Raw genomic sequence first — 15,820 nt, forward strand, 5'->3', positions numbered from 1 at the left:
GAGCGTTTAATGCCACACAGCAATATCCCGCCAAAAGCAAGGCAACGTGCTCAAACTCTTCGCCGGGAACTGACCAAGGCGGAATGGCGAATGTGGGATATGTTGCGAAGCTTTCGTAATCGAGGTGCACGGTTCCGCCGCGAAACCCCCATTGGTCCATACATCGCTGATTTTGCTTGGCTATCAGCAAAAATTCTCATTGAAGTAGATGGGGACACGCATGAGACGGACTCTGGCGTCAAACATGACGAAGCCCGCGATATATTCTTGCGCGGGCAAGGTTTTCAGATACTACGATTTGACAATAATGACGTGATTTCTTCGGAAGAGGCCGTATATCAGGAAATTGAGGCGGCGCTGCAATCGAGATTATCGCAACATCCACCTCATAATTTATCAAATCGTGTCAAGCGGCCAACTTGACGGCTTCGGCTGCCAGCTTGGTGATTTCGTCCCACTTGCCTTCCTTGACCAGATTTTCCGGCGCGACCCACGAGCCGCCGACGCAGACAACATTTGGCAGGGAAAGATAGGTTTTTGCATTGGCAATGCCGATACCGCCGGTTGGGCAGAACATCGTTCCGGCCAGCGGCGAGGAAAGCGATTTGAGGAAAGCTGCGCCGCCAGCCTGTTCGGCCGGGAAGAATTTCAGCATTGTATAGCCTTCTTCCCGCAGCGCCATGATCTCGCCGGGGGTGATCGCACCGGGAAGCAATGGCACCTTGCTGGAGCGGGCAGCCTCAAGCAATTGCGGTGTTACACCGGGGCTGACGATGAAGCGCGAGCCGGCATTGGCCGCCTCTTCATACTGGCGCGCGTTGAGAATGGTGCCGGCGCCTACGATTGCTTCAGGAACCTCATTGGCAACCGCGCGGATGGCGTCGAGCGCGGCGGCGGTGCGCAATGTAATTTCGATGGCGGGCAGGCCACCAGCAGCAAGCGCGCGCGCCAAGGGCACCGCATCGGCAACATTTTGAATGAGGAGGACCGGAATGACCGGCTGGCCCTTGAGGACAGGTAGCAATAAATCGGTCTTCTGGGTCATGACAATCTCCGTCTTTTTGAACTCTAATCGATTTAGTGTTGCTGAACCTTTTTGTCCAATGATTCAAGTCCAGCATCATGCAAGAAATGCGGCCAAAGCACCGCTTGTCGCAAATATCTTGAAATTGACGTTGTGGCACAGTAGTTGAATGCCATCATGACAGATCATTCTTCCAATCTGCCCTTTACAGTGGCTGCACTATATCGGTTTGCCCGGCTGGATCACTACCAGTCATTGCAGGAGCCGCTGGCGAAACTGTGTTGCGCGCAAGGCATAAAGGGCACGCTGCTGCTGGCGGCCGAAGGCATTAACGGCACGGTTGCGGGCTCCGCTGCCGCGATCAAAACCCTTGTCGATTTTCTTGAAGCAGAACCTGCAATTGCAGGAATGGAACTGAAATATTCCCATGCCAGCGAAATGCCGTTCAAGCGTATGAAAGTGCGCTTGAAAAAGGAAATCGTCACCATGGGCGTTGAGGATATCGACCCGCTGCAAAGTGTCGGGACCTATGTCGCTGCGCAAGACTGGAACGCGCTGATTTCGGACCCCGATACGGTAATCATTGATACGCGCAATGATTATGAGACCGCCATCGGCACATTTACGGGCGCGCTTGACCCGCAGACGAAAACATTTCGTGAGTTTCCGCAATGGGTGGAAAACCATCGCGAGGAACTTGAAGGCAAGAAGATTGCCATGTTCTGCACTGGCGGTATTCGTTGCGAAAAGGCTACGGCCTTTGTCAAAGGTCTCGGCTTTGATGATGTATTTCATCTCAAGGGTGGAATTCTTAAATATCTGGAAGATGTGCCCGCTGAGGAAAGCCGCTGGGAAGGCGAGTGCTTTGTATTTGATGAGCGCGTTTCCGTCGGCCATGGGTTGATTGAAGGCGAGGCAGAACTTTGCCACGCCTGCCGTAATCCTATCGCGCCCGAAGACAAGCTGTCGCCTTTGTTTGCAGAGGGAATTTCCTGTCCCAATTGTTATCATGAGCGCACTGATGAAGACCGCGCCCGCTTCGCGGAACGGCAAAAACAGGTGCGGCTGGCGCGTGAACGTGGGTTGAAAGAGCATATCGGGTCTTGAGCTTGCCGAGGGATGAACCACGTATGTCGTGATTGCGAGCCCACAAATCCTTCCCTGTCATTGCAATGCCATGAAGCTGTTCCTAACTAAGACCAGCGAATTCATGCGACCAAGAGGGAGAAATGCATGCTCGATCCGAAGAAGATTTTGAACGATTTCCTGGGAAGCAATATCCCCGGCGTGGGAACCTCGGTACGCGACACAGCCGGAAAGGCGACGCAAATGGCCAAGGACAACCCTCTGGCGGCAGGTGCGCTGGCAGCGATTTTGCTTGGTACGGGTACAGGCCGTGAAGTTGCCGGCGGCGCTTTGAAGCTTGGCGGTCTCGCCGCAGTGGCAGGATTGGCCTACAAGGCCTATCAAAATTATCAATCGGGCAAGGCTCCCGCAGAAACCGCGCAGGCTCCGGCAAATGGCGAATTGCTGCCACCGCCGAGCGATTCAGGTTTCGATCCGCAGACGGCGCCGCAAGGTGAGCACGAATTTGCCCTTGTGCTGGTGCGTGCGATGATTGCTGCTGCCCGCTCCGACGGCATGGTCGATGATGCAGAGCGCGCGCGTATTTTGGAAAAGCTATCGCTCTCCGGCATGAATAGCGACACACAGGAATTCTTGAATGCAGAACTCAGCGCTCCCGTTGATGTGGATGCGCTCGTTGCAGCCGCCGTTACCGACGAGCAGAAGGTTGAGCTTTATACAGCTTCCCGTCTCGCCATTGATCCAAAGACACGCGGCGAACGCGGTTATCTCGATCTGCTCGCCGGTCGTCTCAAGCTGCCGGATAGCCTCATCGATCATATTGAGGCAACGGTAAGTCAGGCGAAGGTCGCTTCGCCCGCCTAAGCTGATGGCATATCTAGTGCGTGGTTTGCCTTTCGCAAACTACGCGCTACATGGAGGCGGGCGGCAACGCCCGCTTATTTTGCCAGAAATTTCTCGATGCGTTCGATGGCGCGGATGATATTTTCTTCGGAATTGGCATAGGAGAGGCGGATATAACCTTCGCCGAGAATGCCGAAATCCGGACCGCCGATCAAAGCCACGCCAGCATCATCGAGCAGGGCAGAAGCAAGTTTTTTGGCGGGCCAGCCGGTTTCCTTGACGTTTGGGAAGGCATAGAAGGCTCCCTTGGGCGTGGCGCAGCTAATGCCCGGCAGGCTGTTCAGTCCATCGACAACAATTTTACGGCGATTGTCGAATGCCTTGCACATTTTCTCCACATCATCCTGCGGACCGTCAATGGCAGCTATACCGGCATATTGGCTTGGCGCGTTGACGCAGGACCAGCAATTGACCGCGAGTTTGCGCACCTTGTCATAGAGTTGATCGGGCCAGATGGACCAGCCCATGCGCCAACCTGTCATTGCCCAGGTCTTCGACCAGCCATTCAGCACGATCAGGCGGTCACGGATTTGCGGGAAGGTAAGAAGCGAGCAATGTTCTTCGCCATCATAGGTCATCACATCGTAAATCTCATCTGACATGATGGCGACATGGGGATGGTCTTCCAGACCTTTTACCAGTTTTTCGATTTCTGACTTTGGCGTGACGCCACCAGTCGGGTTGGCAGGTGAGTTGAGAATAAGAAGCCGCGTATTCGGCGTAATCAGCGATAGCGTTTCCTCCGCAGAAAAAGCGAAGCCATTCTCCTCACGAATTGGCACCGGAACGGGTTTGGCACCCGTAAACTCGATCATTGAGCGATAAATGGGAAAACCGGGATCGGGATAGAGGATTTCCGCGCCGGGTTCGCCGAAAATCATGATCGCGGCAAACATTGTGACCTTGCCGCCCGGCACGATGATAATGTTCTCCGGCGAGACTTCGACGCCCGTCATGGTCAGCGTGCGTCGTGCAACGGCCTCGCGTGTCGCCAGCAACCCATTGGCTGGCGTGTAGCCATGATGACCGTCTTTAAGCGCCTTGATGGCCGCTTCAACAATATGCGCCGGTGTTTTAAAGTCCGGTTGGCCGATGCCAAGATTGATGATGTCCTTGCCTTGGGCGCTGAGGGCTGTCGCGCGAGCCAGAACAGCAAAGGCATTTTCTTCGCCGATACGGTCGAAGCCCGAAATGGTACGCAGCATTTTCTTGTCTCACATACAATTTTCAACTTCTGCTTTGTGCGGGGACTAGCGTAACAAGTCAAACGTGCTTTGATAAAAATGGGCCGAATTACATGACCGATTTGAAAGACTGGACACCACGACCATTTCCTGCCCCTGAGCCGCTTGAAGGACGCTATGTCCGTCTTGAGCCGATCAATGCGGCAAAGCATGGCGATGGACTCTATGAGGCCTCGACGGTTGCTGATGCAGATGGCCGGTTCCGCTATCTTTTCGAGGACGTGCCTGAGAGTCGCAACGCCATGACGCCATGGCTGGAAAAAGTCGAAGCGAGCAAAGACCCGCTGTTTTACGCGGTCATCGACAAAGCCAGCGGCAAGGTTGCGGGACGTCAGGCGTTGATGCGCATAGACGCTGCCCATGGCTCCATCGAAATCGGCAATATTTACTGGGGGCCGCTGATCGCGCGCAAGCCAGCAGCCACGGAAGCGCAATATCTTTTCATGGCATATGCTTTCGATGTGCTGGGCTACCGGCGCTACGAATGGAAATGCAACAATAGCAATGAGCCGTCAAAGCGTGCCGCAGAACGGTTTGGTTTCACATTCGAAGGAATTTTTCGCCAGCATATGGTGCAGAAGGGCCAGAACCGGGATACGGCCTGGTATTCAGTGACCGATCAGGAATGGCCAGCGCTCAAAGCAGCCTATCAGGCTTGGCTTTCACCGGATAATTTTGATGCTGAGGGGCAGCAGATCAAGCGGCTGGAAGAGCTTCGGCTTGCTGCAAGATAGTGAGCCCCGTCGAACCACGCATATAAAGATTTGCCGGAATACTTGCTTTGCGACCGGATAGGGCTACAACGCCACTTATATCGAACTGAGTGGTGAAGTTGATGGACCCCAAAACCCGGAATGCGGCCATAGCGGCCGGTTGTATCATGCTCGGCTTTGGCATTGTCGCCTATCTGATGCCAAGCCTGATGCTGGCAATTGGCGACAAGTCGCCGCTAGCCGCTGGTATTTTCGGTGTTATCTTTGTTCTGGGCTTTTTCGTCGTGTTCTGGCTTCGGGCCAGAAGCCAGCGCCGCAATAATAATCAATAGGACAGTGAAGCCGTCAGAAGCAGGCCGCCGGTCAAAACGATGAACAGCGCCCCGCCGATCTCGATAAAATTCTGAACCCGGCCCGAAAGCGCCGTTTCGCCGGATATGCGCAAGGCCACATTCTTGGCGGTGACGGCCAAGGTTGCGAGTATTGCGACCGTTATGAATGTGCCCAAGGCCATGGCGAAAACGGACAAAATTCCCCCAAGCACCAAGCCGTTCAATAGCGAGAACGTCAGAACGATCAGTGCGCCGGAACAGGGGCGCAAACCAACAGCAATGATGGCCGCCCAAGCGGTTTTCCAGTTGAAATCGCCGGAAATCATGGCCGGATCCGGGGCATGGCTATGGCCGCATGTCTCGCAGACATGACCTGCAGCATGGGAATGACCATGACTATGCGCATGGTGATCATGGTGCGTGTGGTCGTGATGCTCGTGACTGTGGTGAGCATGGTCATGATCATGATCATGATGTATGTGGCCCGCATGGGCATGAGCGGCATTTGCCGTGAAAAGCCGTGGCACCTTGCGCCAGAGCAATGACAGGCCGAAGGCCACGATCAGCGCGAAACTTGCCACTTCCATGATATGCGTCGCATCGTCCATGGACACAGTGGTGCCGCGAAGCACAAGAAAAGTCAGGCCAATGATGAAAACGGCTGTGAGAGCCTGCAACATGGACGAGGCGAAGGACAGGAAGACGCCGCGCTTCAGGGTCGTTTCATTGGCAACCATATAGGATGAAATGACAGCCTTGCCATGGCCGGGACCAACAGCGTGCAATATGCCGTAGAGAAAGGACAGGCCAACGAGGATCGAAGCTTGCCACGGATCCTCGCGCATGGCCTTGAGGGCTTTCGTCATGGCCAGATAAAAGGCGCGCTGTTGCATATTGATCCATAAGATGAATTCGGCAAACGGACCGGATGGCTTCATCGCAACTTCATTCATGCCGATGCCAAGCGAAGAGGTTTGCGCTAGAGCATGTCCGCCAAGGAGCGCGAGCGCGAGCAGTGCGCAAAGCCAGATCGATTTCCGCATCATTTATCCTTCTACCCTTGGGAGGGGCATTCTATTTCGAGCCTGGTGGCAAAGATTTTAGTCATGTCAGTGCCAGTGGGATCATTGAAAAAAGCATCGGTCAGCGTTCCCTGATTTTGCGCAATGGCCTCATCGGGGTTGGGGCGCACCACCTTCTGCTTACAGGCTGGCGGCAGTCCCGTCACATGCACATCCGCGTCGTTGACGTAATCGATGGCCGTGTAGAAGGTTGGATCATAGACGCCGAAACTGGTCTTTGTGCCAAGCTTCAGCGGATGTTTAGGGGTGCTCTCAAAGATGATCATCAACTGATTGTTCTGGAAATCGGCAATCAAATGCTTTGGCGCTGCCATGACGATCTTCTTGTCATTGAGCTGGACAGATTGAAAATAGTCGAACTCGGAAATCGAGGCATTGATCGTTTCAGCCAGAGCAGCCAATTCCGCTTCATCCAGCTTCAGATCACCATTCTTGTCGAACTCCACCAGAACGGTGCTGGAAAAGATATCGTCAAAACGCCAGACATGGCCAAGCTTTTGAACAGTTCCATCAGGATTGATCGTGATATCGAGGCGCGCTTCGGCAAAGACGTGCGGATGGACATAGGCGGGGGTGGCGAGGGTCATGCCCAAAGCCAGAGTTGCCATGAAGACCGCGAGTTTCTGCTGCATGAATTGCCCTTTATAGTTGTGGTACAGGACATCCCGAACTTGGCAAAATTGGGACGATATAACATTAACAGCCCATCATTTTAGGCTTTGCGATTGTCCTTTTGGTCCTTGAACCATTTAGTCAGGTAATCGACAAGCACGCGCACCTTGGCGGGCAGATAGCGCCGATGCGGATAGACTGCATAAATACCGGCATCCCGCATGACGAACTCGTCAAGTACAGGCACCAGCCTGCCGCTTGCAACATCCGGCGCTGCGATAAAATCCGGAAGCATGGCAAAGCCCAGCCCTGAAAGAGCGGCGCGGCGCGCGGCAAGCGGGCTATTGATCTCCAGGGGGCCGGACACCTGAACGGAAATGATCGGTCCGCTTTGATTATGAAACTGCCAGCTATTGCGCGAGCGATTATTGGTATCGACGATGCAGGGCAGGGCACTCAGCTGTTCGGGGCGCTGCGGAACGCCCGTCTGTTCGATCAATGCAGGCGAGGCACAGGCGACGACACGGAAAGGAGCAATGCGCTTGGCGATCAGCGATGAGTCCTGCATGCGGGTAATACGGATGGCCAGGTCGAATCCTTCCTCAACCAGATCAACAAAGCGATCGTCAAGCCGAACATCGAGAGTGATTTCAGGCTGATCGGCGCAAAAATCGATGAGACATTGGCCAATATCGGCGTCGGCAAAGGTGCGCGGTGCCGAAATCTTGATCCGCCCCTTGATATCGCTGCTGGTGTCGCGAACCGTTTCCTTCAGGTTTTCGACATCGCGCAGAATTTCGCTAGCGCGCTGGTAATAGGTGTGGCCGGCTTCCGTCAGGGAAAATTGCCGCGTGGTGCGATTGAGAAGCAAAGCACCAAGCTCGTCTTCAAGTTCGCGTACATATTTGGACAAGAGTGCCTTGGAACGCCCGATCTTGCGGGCCGCCGCCGAGAACCCCTCCGCTTCCACGACATCAATATAGGCGCGCATGCGGGTGAGTGTGTCCATCAGTGTGCCTTTGATTGTAAAATGGTGCGGCCAAGGCGGATGAGCGCCATGTCACTGCCTTTCGGTCCAAGCAGCGAAAAGCCAAATGGCGCGCCGTGAACCTGACCAAGCGGCAAGGTGATCTGCGGAAAGCCCGAAAGGCCAGATATCATCAACAGGCGGAGCGCCTGTTCGCGATATGCCTGAATATCCCCAAAAGGCGTTGCAGCCAGTGGGGCTGCACCGGGTACGGTCGGCATAACCAAAACACCATCATCCTGAAGTAAATCTGCAAGCTCGCGGGTGAAAAGCGCCCTGCGCTTTACCTGAGCCTGATAGGTGTCCAGATCAATGGCGGCGGCATATTCGAACCGCTCTTTAACGCCGGGGCCGAGTCCGCGATTCTTCTCGGAAAGCCATGCTCCGTGCGCCGCCCAAGCCTCAAAGCCCTGAATCTGGCGGAAGCAGAGATAAAGATCATCCATGGATGCTGTTGATTGGCGGGCGGAACGGGCATGACCGAGATGGCCTGCGACCAATTTATACATTTGCCGGTAGGCGGCATCCTCCGCTTCGCCGACCAGAAGATGTTCCAGCAGCGGAATGAACAGCGGGCGCTTCAGCTTGAAGTCGCTTATGTCCTGACCAAGCAGGACATTGCCGACTTTCTCGTAAAGCTCGATATCACGGGCAAACCAGCCAAACGTATCGAGGGAGGGCGCCAATGGCATCGTGCCCTCCAGAGAGATGCGCCCATGGCTGATGCGCAAGCCTACCAGACCGCAAAAACTGGCAGGGGCACGGATGGAGCCGCCCGTATCCGTTCCGGTTGCGATGCTGGCCAATCCGCCTGCAACAGCTGACGCTGATCCTGATGATGAGCCGCCTGTGACGCGATCGGGCGCATTCGGGTTTATCGGGTGAGGATAATGGGCATTCTGGCCCATGAGCGAAAAGGCCAGTTCATCGGTCTGGGTCTTGCCGATAAATGTCGCTCCTGCATCGAGCAATTTCTGCACAGCTGGCGCGGTGGTTATGGCATTGGGTGATTCGGCCTGTTTTTGCCTATTTCCGCAACCAGTGGGCAGGCCGGCCACGTCAAATATGTCCTTGACCGCCAAAGTTTCACCACTCAAGGGACCATCGCCCGAGACAAGGTTAACAGACGGTAAATCCAAAAGAGCGTTAAGGGGCTTTGATATGGTCATCGTTCAAAGATTCTACGTGATTTTGCTCTGTTTGTTCAATGAATAAAAAACTTTGTCACAATCGATATTTGTCATTGATTGGACACATATTCCGCCTTATATCGCCCTTGCCCAAAGTCGCACGTGCCCATGGGTGTCCGCCGATCTTCATTATGGTGAGGAAACGGTATGGTACCTGGAACTAACCCCTCCAGTCAGCTTAGCAGCCAACTGCCAAAGTTGAGGACATCTGAAGCAACGACGGTGCGGGCCTAGTCGGTCTCTTTCGGCTGTCCAAAAGCCGAGAATTACTGAAGAGGCACACCTTCATTGCCGGTAGTGCGGATGGGAACATCCAAACCAAGGCAGACAAAGCGGATCGACGCCAGTTGGCGCAGGTCCACCGCCGCATGAACTTGTCCGTGTTTTCAGCATCTCCAAAGGCTGGCTTCGCGGGGGATGGATTCATGCACTTTGTCCTCAGCAGTTTCGATGGGCGCGGCCCGAGAAATTGCACTGCTTGAGCGGCCATACCAGCCGCTATGGAATTGGAGCATAACATGGCTACGCAGCGCATTATCGACTTCATCAATACCCGACGCCCGAACGGCCCTTGCATGGTGCTCGATCTTGATGTCGTGCGTGAAAACTTCCACAATTTCGAAATGGCCTTGCCAGAGTCGAAGATTTTCTATGCGGTGAAGGCAAATCCTGCGCCGGAAATTCTGCGCCTGCTCGCTTCGCTTGGTTCCAGCTTCGATACGGCATCCGTTGCCGAAGTCGAGATGGCGCTTGATGCGGGGGCAACTGCGGATCGTATTTCCTTTGGCAACACGATCAAGAAAGAGCGCGATATTGCCCGCGCCTTCGAACTCGGTATTCGCCTCTTTGCCGTTGATTGCGTCGAAGAAGTTGAGAAAGTCGCCCGTGCTGCGCCTGGCGCACGCGTGTTCTGCCGTGTCCTCACTGACGGTGCTGGCGCCGAATGGCCCCTGTCGCGCAAGTTTGGCTGTGTTCCTGCCATGGCGGTTGACGTGCTTCGCTCCGCCCAGCAGCTTGGCCTCGACAGCTATGGCGTGTCTTTCCATGTGGGTTCCCAGCAGACAGATCTTGCTGCATGGGATCGTGCGCTCGGCGATGCAAAGCAGGTATTCGACGCGCTTGCCAAGGAAGGCATTACGCTGAAAATGGTCAATATGGGCGGTGGTTTCCCAACCCGTTACCTCAAGGATGTGCCAACTGCACAGGCCTATGGTCAGGCTATTTTCCAGGCGCTGAGCAAGCATTTCGGCAATCGTTTGCCAGAGACAATCATTGAGCCCGGTCGTGGCATGGTTGGCAATGCAGGCGTCATCAAGGCCGAGGTCGTGCTCGTGTCCAAGAAGGCCGCCAACGACAATGTACGCTGGGTTTACCTCGATATCGGCAAGTTCGGCGGTCTGGCCGAGACGATGGACGAGGCAATCCGCTATCAGATTACAACGCCGCGCGATGGCGATGTTTCCGAGCCATGCGTTCTTGCTGGCCCAACCTGCGACAGTGCCGATGTGATGTATGAAAAGAACCCCTATCCGCTACCGATCTCGCTGACTATTGGCGACGAAGTGCTGATCGAGGGAACTGGCGCTTATACCACGACCTACTCGGCAGTTGCTTTCAATGGCTTTGAACCACTCCGATCATACGTAATTTAAGGGCTGTTGCCCGGTGATGGACTGCTGTCCGGCTTCAAGGCCGGACGGCGCTGACGCACCCTTATGATCGATTGGTCAAGACAATGAACGCAGTAGAATATATCGAACAAAATTTGCATCCGGATGGATTGCAGGCTTTCACTATCCGCAATGAAACCGCACAGGATGAACAAGCCCGTGAGGCCCTGCTCGACCGTGCCATGGGTGAGGGACGCCGCCGCAAGTCTTCTGAAAAACTGCGGCGCGGGCGCTTGCCTGCGCAAGGGCTGGCCTTTGTTGCACGCGGCAATGATGGCGCCTTGCTGGGAACGGTGCGGCTTTGGGACATTCAGTCCGGACACGATGCATCAAGAAAGTCTGTGCGCGCCTTGTTGCTGGGGCCATTGGCTGTCGAGCCGACGCTGAAGGGACACGGTATCGGCGCTGCATTGATGCGTCACGCGACAGCAGAAGCCGCACGCCTTGGTCATGGCGCGATTCTTCTGGTCGGCGATCCGGAATATTATGCACGTTTCGGATTTGACGGCACGAAGACAGCCGGTCTTGCAATGCCGGGCCCCGTTGAGCGCCATCGCTTTTTGGCGCTGGAGCTAAAGGCCGGACATCTGGACGGTGCGCATGGCCTGTTGACGGCCAAGGGCAAGCGCTCATCGGCTATCAGGATATTGCCGGTGGCTATGCGGTTTTCAAGGTAAACACCAATCCCGCTTATCTTCACTTGGTGGAATAAGCGGGGTTTTTTACATTTGCAGCACAATCCTGCGTGGTTCGCCCTCCTGAGCTAGTCGAAGGGCGAACCACGCACAAATGACAATGCCAGCGGGATTTACGATCCAAAAAACCGCTGAATCGCGGCGATCTCGCTCTGCTGGATTTCATGGCCGCCCGTGTGCCAGGCAAGATCAGTTTCTACACCTTGCCCAATCAGATAATCGGCAAAATCCTGCGTCAATGAGGGTGGGCAGATAGGGTCACGCTGGCCTGCGGTGATCAGTACACGCTTGCCGGCAAGGCCGGGTTGAGCGTCTGGTTGCCAAGGGATAAGCGGGTGCATCAGCACAGCTTCGTTGAACAGGCCCGGATGTTTCAGCATGACGGAGGCAAGAATATTCGCGCCGTTGGAATAGCCAAGACCAATGGTCCTGGACGGCCGTGCTTCGATTTTGCGGGCACGGATGAAGTCCGCCATGGCATCCGTGCGCACGCCAAGATCTTCCATGTCATAAACGCCTTCGCCGGTTCGGCGGAAAAACCGCAATGCGCCATGTTCCGATACATTGCCGCGTGGTGAAATAATGCCGGCATCGGGCAGCAATTGCCGACCGAAATCGAAAAACTGATTTTCATCGCCGCCGGTGCCATGAAAAACGAACAGCAGCGGCTGACCCTGCATTGCGGCAAGATGCGTGCGATTTTGATAGTTGTCGGCTGACATTGTGGCCTTTCCGTCCGGCCCTTCTGCTGTCCGGATCGTTTGATGACTTTTATTGCCCCAATATGGGTGCTTGGCCAAGGAAAAGAAGGCCCGGCTATTGGATGGATTGTCTACTATTTGAAGACAGTGCGCCACATTTGTCAGGTATTGGCTTTTATTGTCCGCTTTTCGTCCGGCACATGCGTATCGCGCTGTCATATCTGGCGATAATCTCCTAATATTAACACATAGGAGAGTTCAAAAATGTCCGCAGACACAGCGCTCATCGTTATTGACGTACAAGAATCATTTCGCCAGCGTGGCTATTGGAATGAAGCAGAAGCACAACCCTTTATCGCAAACATCCAGCGATTGATTGATGGTGCTAAAGCCAAAGGCCTGCCCGTGGTGCGGATTTTCCATGTGGATGGGGATGGTCCATTTGCCATGGAGTCGGGCTTTATCAAGCCTCTCGCTCCAGTCTCGTTCAGCGCCGATGCCGTTTTCAACAAATCCCGGCACAGCGCGCTAGTCGGTAGCGGGCTTGACGTCTGGTTGACCGAAAACGGCATCCGCAAAGTGTTGGTATCCGGAATCCGTACCGAGCAATGCTGTGAAACGACAACGCGCCATGCGTCAGATTTGGGTTATGAGGTGGAGTTTGTCTCCGAAGCAACGCTGACCTTTGCCATGACACATGCTGATGGCCGTACATTCAGCGCCGATGAGATCAAGGCCCGTACCGAACTCGTGCTCGCCGGGCGCTTTGCGCGAATTGTGACGGTTGACGAAGCATTGAGCGGAGTCGAACGCGCGATGGCCGCATGAGTGTAATGGAACCGAGAAATATCGATGTTCTGGTGGTGGTGCCCGCAAGGGCACTGCTGCTGGACATTGCCGGGCCGGTGGAAGTGTTGCGCAAGGCAAATTTCGAGCAGGACGTGGTGCGCTTTAATGTGCGCTATGTCGGCCCGCTGGCAAATGTAACTACATCCATCGGATTGACGATCAGCGGCATAGAGCCATTGCCCGGCAATGTCCCGGCGGATGCCATGATTATAATTTCGGGAGACGCGACAGAGCTGTTGGATACACCGGCTTCAGCCCATGCGGAAGCGCAGGGCCATGGTGACACGGCGATTATCGACTGGCTTCGGACCCATGTCGGCGAGACACAGAAACTGGTGTCGATCTGCTCAGGTTCCTTGCTGGCGGGACGCGCGGGCCTGCTTGATGGATATGCCTGCACCACCCATTTCGGTTCGATCGAAGAATTGCGTGAAAATGTGCCGACGGCACGGATTTTTGACAACCGGCTTTATGTCGAAGATGGCAATCGTTACTCAAGTGCTGGGATTACGGCGGGCATTGATCTGATGCTCCATCTTGTCAGCCAGATTGCAGGGCCGGCATGTGCTGTGGCTGTTGCACGATATCTGGTGGTTTATCTGCGGCGCAGTGGCTCTGATCCGCAATGGTCGCCCTGGCTTGACGGGCGCAATCACATCCATCCTGCAATTCACCGTGTTCAGGACAGGCTTGCCTCTGATCCGGCGCAGAATTGGACCTTGCAGTCGCTGTCTGACATTGCAGCCACAAGTCCACGCCACCTCTCACGCCTTTTCAACGAGCATACGGGAATGAGCATTCCCGACTATCTCAACCGCCTGCGGATTGCATTGGCGCGGGAGATATTGAGCAATACGCGGTTGGATATGGAAGGGGTGGCGGATCGCGCAGGGTTTGCATCGGCAAGGCAATTGCGCCGGGCATGGGGGAGAATCCATGCCGCTCCGCCCAGCAGTGCAAGATTGCCGTGATGGCGCTTATTTACGCTTGCAGCATGGTTAGTGCGTGGTTCGACGAGGCTCACCATGAGGAAGGTAGTGGTTTGCAAGATTATCTTCTGGCCTTGCAGAAATAGCTCCCCGCAATACACAAATCTTCCCCATGGTGAGCTTGTCGAACCACGTACAACGCCAATGCAATCAAGTTAGCACACGTCGTTGTATCGAGCTTGATTAAGCATCAGACCAAGGCCCGTGGAAATCACCCTCTTCGCCAAGGCGTTTAAATCCATGAGCGCCAAAGAAATCACGCTGCGCCTGAATGAGATTTGCTGTGCCGCGAGCCTGGCGGAATCCATCAAAATAGTTGAGAGCGGCAGAGAGTGCCGGAACTGGCAGACCTGCTAGCGAGGCTTCGGCAACGATCCTGCGCAAGGATTTCGAGCCTGACTGCATGCGCTCGACAAAGGCCGGTACAAGAAGGAGATTTGTGCCTTCGCTACCTTCAAATGCCGCTGCAATCTGATCGAGGAACTGCGAGCGAATGATGCAGCCGGCGCGCCAGATACGGGCGGTCGTTGCAAGGGGGATGTTCCAGCCGCGCTCCTTCGATGCGCCTGCCATGACGTCAAAGCCTTGCGCATAGGCCGCAATCTTACCCGCAAGCAGACCCTGTTCGAGCGCGTCGATAAATGCCTGGCTGCCATCGGAGAGTTTGGCGGTGCCAAGATCGCCATAGGCCTTTGCCGCTTCGCTGCGCTGCTTGACCATGGACGAGATCGAACGGGCAGCAACAGCAGCCTCGATGCCGGTCGCAGGAATACCGAGCATCTGCGCTTCGATAGCGGCCCAGCGGCCAGTGCCTTTCTGGCCTGCGCTGTCGAGAATGACATCGACGGCAGGCTTGCCAGTCTTCTTGTCACTGGCAAGCAGAACCTTGGCGGTGATTTCTATGAGATAGGAATTCAGCGGGCCTTCATTCCATTTTTGGAAAATCCTGCCAATGGCTTCGGAGGTGAGGCCAAGACCATCACGCAACACGCCGTAAACTTCGGCAATCATCTGCATATCGGCATATTCGATGCCATTATGGATCGTCTTGACGAAATGACCTGCTCCGTCAGGCCCAAGCAGGGCTGAACAGGATTCGCCTTCGTACTTGGCGGAAATTGCTGTCAGCACAGGCTCGATACGGGCATAGGATTCGGGCGTGCCGCCAACCATGATCGAAGGGCCATGGCGCGCGCCTTCTTCCCCACCGGAAACGCCCATGCCGACAAATGTCGGATCATTCGCCCCCAGTTCCGCTAGGCGGCGCACCGTATCGTGAAAATTCGCATTGCCAGCGTCGATGATGATGTCGTCCTTGGCAAGGAATGGTTTGAGCGCGGCAATCTGCTCGTCGACGGCCTCGCCGGCCTTCACCATGAGAATGATAGGACGCGGCGCGCGGATGTTTTTGGCCAGATCCTCAAGCGTCTCGCACGCGATGATCTTGTCCTGCAGCGCACCTGCTTCGGCGTAAAATTCATTTGTCTTGGCAACGGTTCTGTTGAAAACCGCAACGCGATAACCGTTCTCAGCGATGTTCAGCGCCAGATTGGCACCCATGACGCCGAGGCCGATCAATCCGATGTCAGCTTGCTGCATGATTTTGGTCCTTACACATTCAATAGGGGCATAATGCGATAATTTCATCCGGATGAATGGCACCGAGCCTTTTTCGAGTCCGGGACAGCATTAGTATATTAATG

17 protein-coding genes are annotated in these 15,820 nt (G+C 55.0%); 9 read left to right on the forward strand and 8 right to left on the reverse strand.

What is annotated here, in order from left to right; genetic code table 11:
* The first annotated feature begins 90 nt into the window (after nt 1-90).
* A complete protein-coding gene (locus V9K92_RS15775; protein WP_435530156.1) occupies nt 91-423 on the forward strand; it encodes an endonuclease domain-containing protein in 333 nt (110 codons plus the stop codon).
* On the opposite strand, the gene V9K92_RS15780 is transcribed toward V9K92_RS15775, so the two are convergent.
* Nucleotides 407-1,045, reverse strand: a complete 639-nt coding sequence (locus tag V9K92_RS15780) for a 2-dehydro-3-deoxy-phosphogluconate aldolase (RefSeq protein WP_336439634.1) — start codon at nt 1,043-1,045, stop codon at nt 407-409. The genes V9K92_RS15775 and V9K92_RS15780 overlap by 17 nt on opposite strands.
* Nucleotides 1,046-1,201: 156 nt before the next feature.
* Here V9K92_RS15780 and trhO point away from each other — a divergent pair, with 156 nt between their 5' ends.
* Complete coding sequence (trhO, locus tag V9K92_RS15785; RefSeq protein WP_337354412.1) at nt 1,202-2,131, forward strand: oxygen-dependent tRNA uridine(34) hydroxylase TrhO; 930 nt, start codon at nt 1,202-1,204, stop codon at nt 2,129-2,131.
* 126 nt (nt 2,132-2,257) lie between these two features.
* Nucleotides 2,258-2,974, forward strand: a complete 717-nt coding sequence (locus V9K92_RS15790; RefSeq protein WP_115052268.1) for a tellurite resistance TerB family protein — start codon at nt 2,258-2,260, stop codon at nt 2,972-2,974.
* A 74-nt stretch (nt 2,975-3,048) separates the two neighbouring features.
* Here the strand turns inward: V9K92_RS15790 and V9K92_RS15795 are convergent, their stop codons facing one another.
* Nucleotides 3,049-4,218 carry a pyridoxal phosphate-dependent aminotransferase gene (locus V9K92_RS15795; protein ID WP_337354413.1) on the reverse strand — a complete coding sequence of 390 codons (1,170 nt, stop codon included), beginning with the start codon at nt 4,216-4,218 and terminating at the stop codon, nt 3,049-3,051.
* Nucleotides 4,219-4,310: 92 nt separating this feature from the next.
* Between V9K92_RS15795 and V9K92_RS15800 the strand changes: the two genes are divergently transcribed.
* Nucleotides 4,311-4,991, forward strand: a complete 681-nt coding sequence (locus tag V9K92_RS15800; protein ID WP_115052270.1) for a GNAT family N-acetyltransferase — start codon at nt 4,311-4,313, stop codon at nt 4,989-4,991.
* A 101-nt stretch (nt 4,992-5,092) separates the two neighbouring features.
* Nucleotides 5,093-5,302, forward strand: coding sequence for a hypothetical protein (locus V9K92_RS15805; RefSeq protein WP_115052271.1), 210 nt, complete (start codon nt 5,093-5,095; stop codon nt 5,300-5,302).
* Here V9K92_RS15805 and V9K92_RS15810 read toward each other — a convergent pair.
* The 4 genes from V9K92_RS15810 to V9K92_RS15825 all read right to left on the reverse strand — a co-directional run bounded on the left by V9K92_RS15810 (nt 5,296) and on the right by V9K92_RS15825 (nt 9,192).
* On the reverse strand, nt 5,296-6,345 hold the full coding sequence (locus V9K92_RS15810; RefSeq protein WP_337354773.1) for a nickel/cobalt transporter: 1,050 nt from the start codon (nt 6,343-6,345) through the stop codon (nt 5,296-5,298). The two genes, V9K92_RS15805 and V9K92_RS15810, sit on opposite strands and share 7 nt — an antisense overlap.
* An 11-nt stretch (nt 6,346-6,356) precedes the next feature.
* The gene (locus V9K92_RS15815) at nt 6,357-7,016 is read right to left on the reverse strand and encodes a DUF1007 family protein (protein ID WP_115052273.1); all 660 of its coding nucleotides are present in this window, start codon (nt 7,014-7,016) and stop codon (nt 6,357-6,359) included.
* 80 nt (nt 7,017-7,096) lie between these two features.
* Nucleotides 7,097-8,005, reverse strand: coding sequence for a LysR substrate-binding domain-containing protein (locus tag V9K92_RS15820; protein ID WP_115052274.1), 909 nt, complete (start codon nt 8,003-8,005; stop codon nt 7,097-7,099).
* On the reverse strand, nt 8,005-9,192 hold the full coding sequence (locus V9K92_RS15825) for an amidase (protein ID WP_115052275.1): 1,188 nt from the start codon (nt 9,190-9,192) through the stop codon (nt 8,005-8,007). The genes V9K92_RS15820 and V9K92_RS15825 overlap by 1 nt, the downstream gene beginning before the upstream one ends.
* Before the next feature lie 539 nt (nt 9,193-9,731).
* Here V9K92_RS15825 and odc2 point away from each other — a divergent pair.
* Together odc2 and V9K92_RS15835 are read left to right on the forward strand one after the other, a co-directional pair.
* Complete coding sequence (odc2, locus tag V9K92_RS15830; RefSeq protein ID WP_115052276.1) at nt 9,732-10,865, forward strand: ornithine/lysine decarboxylase; 1,134 nt, start codon at nt 9,732-9,734, stop codon at nt 10,863-10,865.
* An 83-nt stretch (nt 10,866-10,948) separates the two neighbouring features.
* On the forward strand, nt 10,949-11,560 hold the full coding sequence (locus tag V9K92_RS15835) for a GNAT family N-acetyltransferase (protein WP_337354414.1): 612 nt from the start codon (nt 10,949-10,951) through the stop codon (nt 11,558-11,560).
* 131 nt (nt 11,561-11,691) lie between these two features.
* Here V9K92_RS15835 and V9K92_RS15840 read toward each other — a convergent pair whose 3' ends face one another.
* On the reverse strand, nt 11,692-12,300 hold the full coding sequence (locus tag V9K92_RS15840; RefSeq protein ID WP_337354415.1) for an alpha/beta hydrolase: 609 nt from the start codon (nt 12,298-12,300) through the stop codon (nt 11,692-11,694).
* 243 nt (nt 12,301-12,543) lie between these two features.
* Here V9K92_RS15840 and V9K92_RS15845 point away from each other — a divergent pair, with 243 nt between their 5' ends.
* Nucleotides 12,544-13,107, forward strand: coding sequence for an isochorismatase family protein (locus V9K92_RS15845; protein WP_115052279.1), 564 nt, complete (start codon nt 12,544-12,546; stop codon nt 13,105-13,107).
* On the forward strand, nt 13,104-14,099 hold the full coding sequence (locus V9K92_RS15850) for a GlxA family transcriptional regulator (protein WP_336439638.1): 996 nt from the start codon (nt 13,104-13,106) through the stop codon (nt 14,097-14,099). Before V9K92_RS15845 ends, V9K92_RS15850 begins: the two co-directional genes overlap by 4 nt.
* Before the next feature lie 201 nt (nt 14,100-14,300).
* On the opposite strand, the gene gndA is transcribed toward V9K92_RS15850, so the two are convergent.
* Nucleotides 14,301-15,716 (reverse strand): NADP-dependent phosphogluconate dehydrogenase, encoded by a 1,416-nt coding sequence (gene gndA, locus V9K92_RS15855; protein ID WP_336439639.1) that lies wholly within the window; start codon nt 15,714-15,716, stop codon nt 14,301-14,303.
* Between the last annotated feature and the right edge of the window lie 104 nt (nt 15,717-15,820).

This window comes from Phyllobacterium sp. CCNWLW109 (assembly GCF_037203905.1).
GTDB classification, from domain to species: domain Bacteria; phylum Pseudomonadota; class Alphaproteobacteria; order Rhizobiales; family Rhizobiaceae; genus Phyllobacterium; species Phyllobacterium ifriqiyense.

Coding starts and splice junctions, on each gene's coding strand:
- V9K92_RS15825 (WP_115052275.1), bottom strand. CDS start 9,192: ATGACCATATCAAAGCCCCTTAACGCTCTTTTGGATTTACCGTCTGTT.
- V9K92_RS15780 (WP_336439634.1), bottom strand. CDS start 1,045: ATGACCCAGAAGACCGATTTATTGCTACCTGTCCTCAAGGGCCAGCCG.
- gndA (WP_336439639.1), bottom strand. CDS start 15,716: ATGCAGCAAGCTGACATCGGATTGATCGGCCTCGGCGTCATGGGTGCC.
- V9K92_RS15835 (WP_337354414.1), top strand. CDS start 10,949: ATGAACGCAGTAGAATATATCGAACAAAATTTGCATCCGGATGGATTG.
- V9K92_RS15845 (WP_115052279.1), top strand. CDS start 12,544: ATGTCCGCAGACACAGCGCTCATCGTTATTGACGTACAAGAATCATTT.
- V9K92_RS15810 (WP_337354773.1), bottom strand. CDS start 6,345: ATGCGGAAATCGATCTGGCTTTGCGCACTGCTCGCGCTCGCGCTCCTT.
- V9K92_RS15840 (WP_337354415.1), bottom strand. CDS start 12,300: ATGTCAGCCGACAACTATCAAAATCGCACGCATCTTGCCGCAATGCAG.
- V9K92_RS15820 (WP_115052274.1), bottom strand. CDS start 8,005: ATGGACACACTCACCCGCATGCGCGCCTATATTGATGTCGTGGAAGCG.
- trhO (WP_337354412.1), top strand. CDS start 1,202: ATGACAGATCATTCTTCCAATCTGCCCTTTACAGTGGCTGCACTATAT.
- odc2 (WP_115052276.1), top strand. CDS start 9,732: ATGGCTACGCAGCGCATTATCGACTTCATCAATACCCGACGCCCGAAC.
- V9K92_RS15805 (WP_115052271.1), top strand. CDS start 5,093: ATGGACCCCAAAACCCGGAATGCGGCCATAGCGGCCGGTTGTATCATG.
- V9K92_RS15815 (WP_115052273.1), bottom strand. CDS start 7,016: ATGCAGCAGAAACTCGCGGTCTTCATGGCAACTCTGGCTTTGGGCATG.
- V9K92_RS15790 (WP_115052268.1), top strand. CDS start 2,258: ATGCTCGATCCGAAGAAGATTTTGAACGATTTCCTGGGAAGCAATATC.
- V9K92_RS15795 (WP_337354413.1), bottom strand. CDS start 4,218: ATGCTGCGTACCATTTCGGGCTTCGACCGTATCGGCGAAGAAAATGCC.
- V9K92_RS15800 (WP_115052270.1), top strand. CDS start 4,311: ATGACCGATTTGAAAGACTGGACACCACGACCATTTCCTGCCCCTGAG.
- V9K92_RS15775 (WP_435530156.1), top strand. CDS start 91: ATGTGGGATATGTTGCGAAGCTTTCGTAATCGAGGTGCACGGTTCCGC.
- V9K92_RS15850 (WP_336439638.1), top strand. CDS start 13,104: ATGAGTGTAATGGAACCGAGAAATATCGATGTTCTGGTGGTGGTGCCC.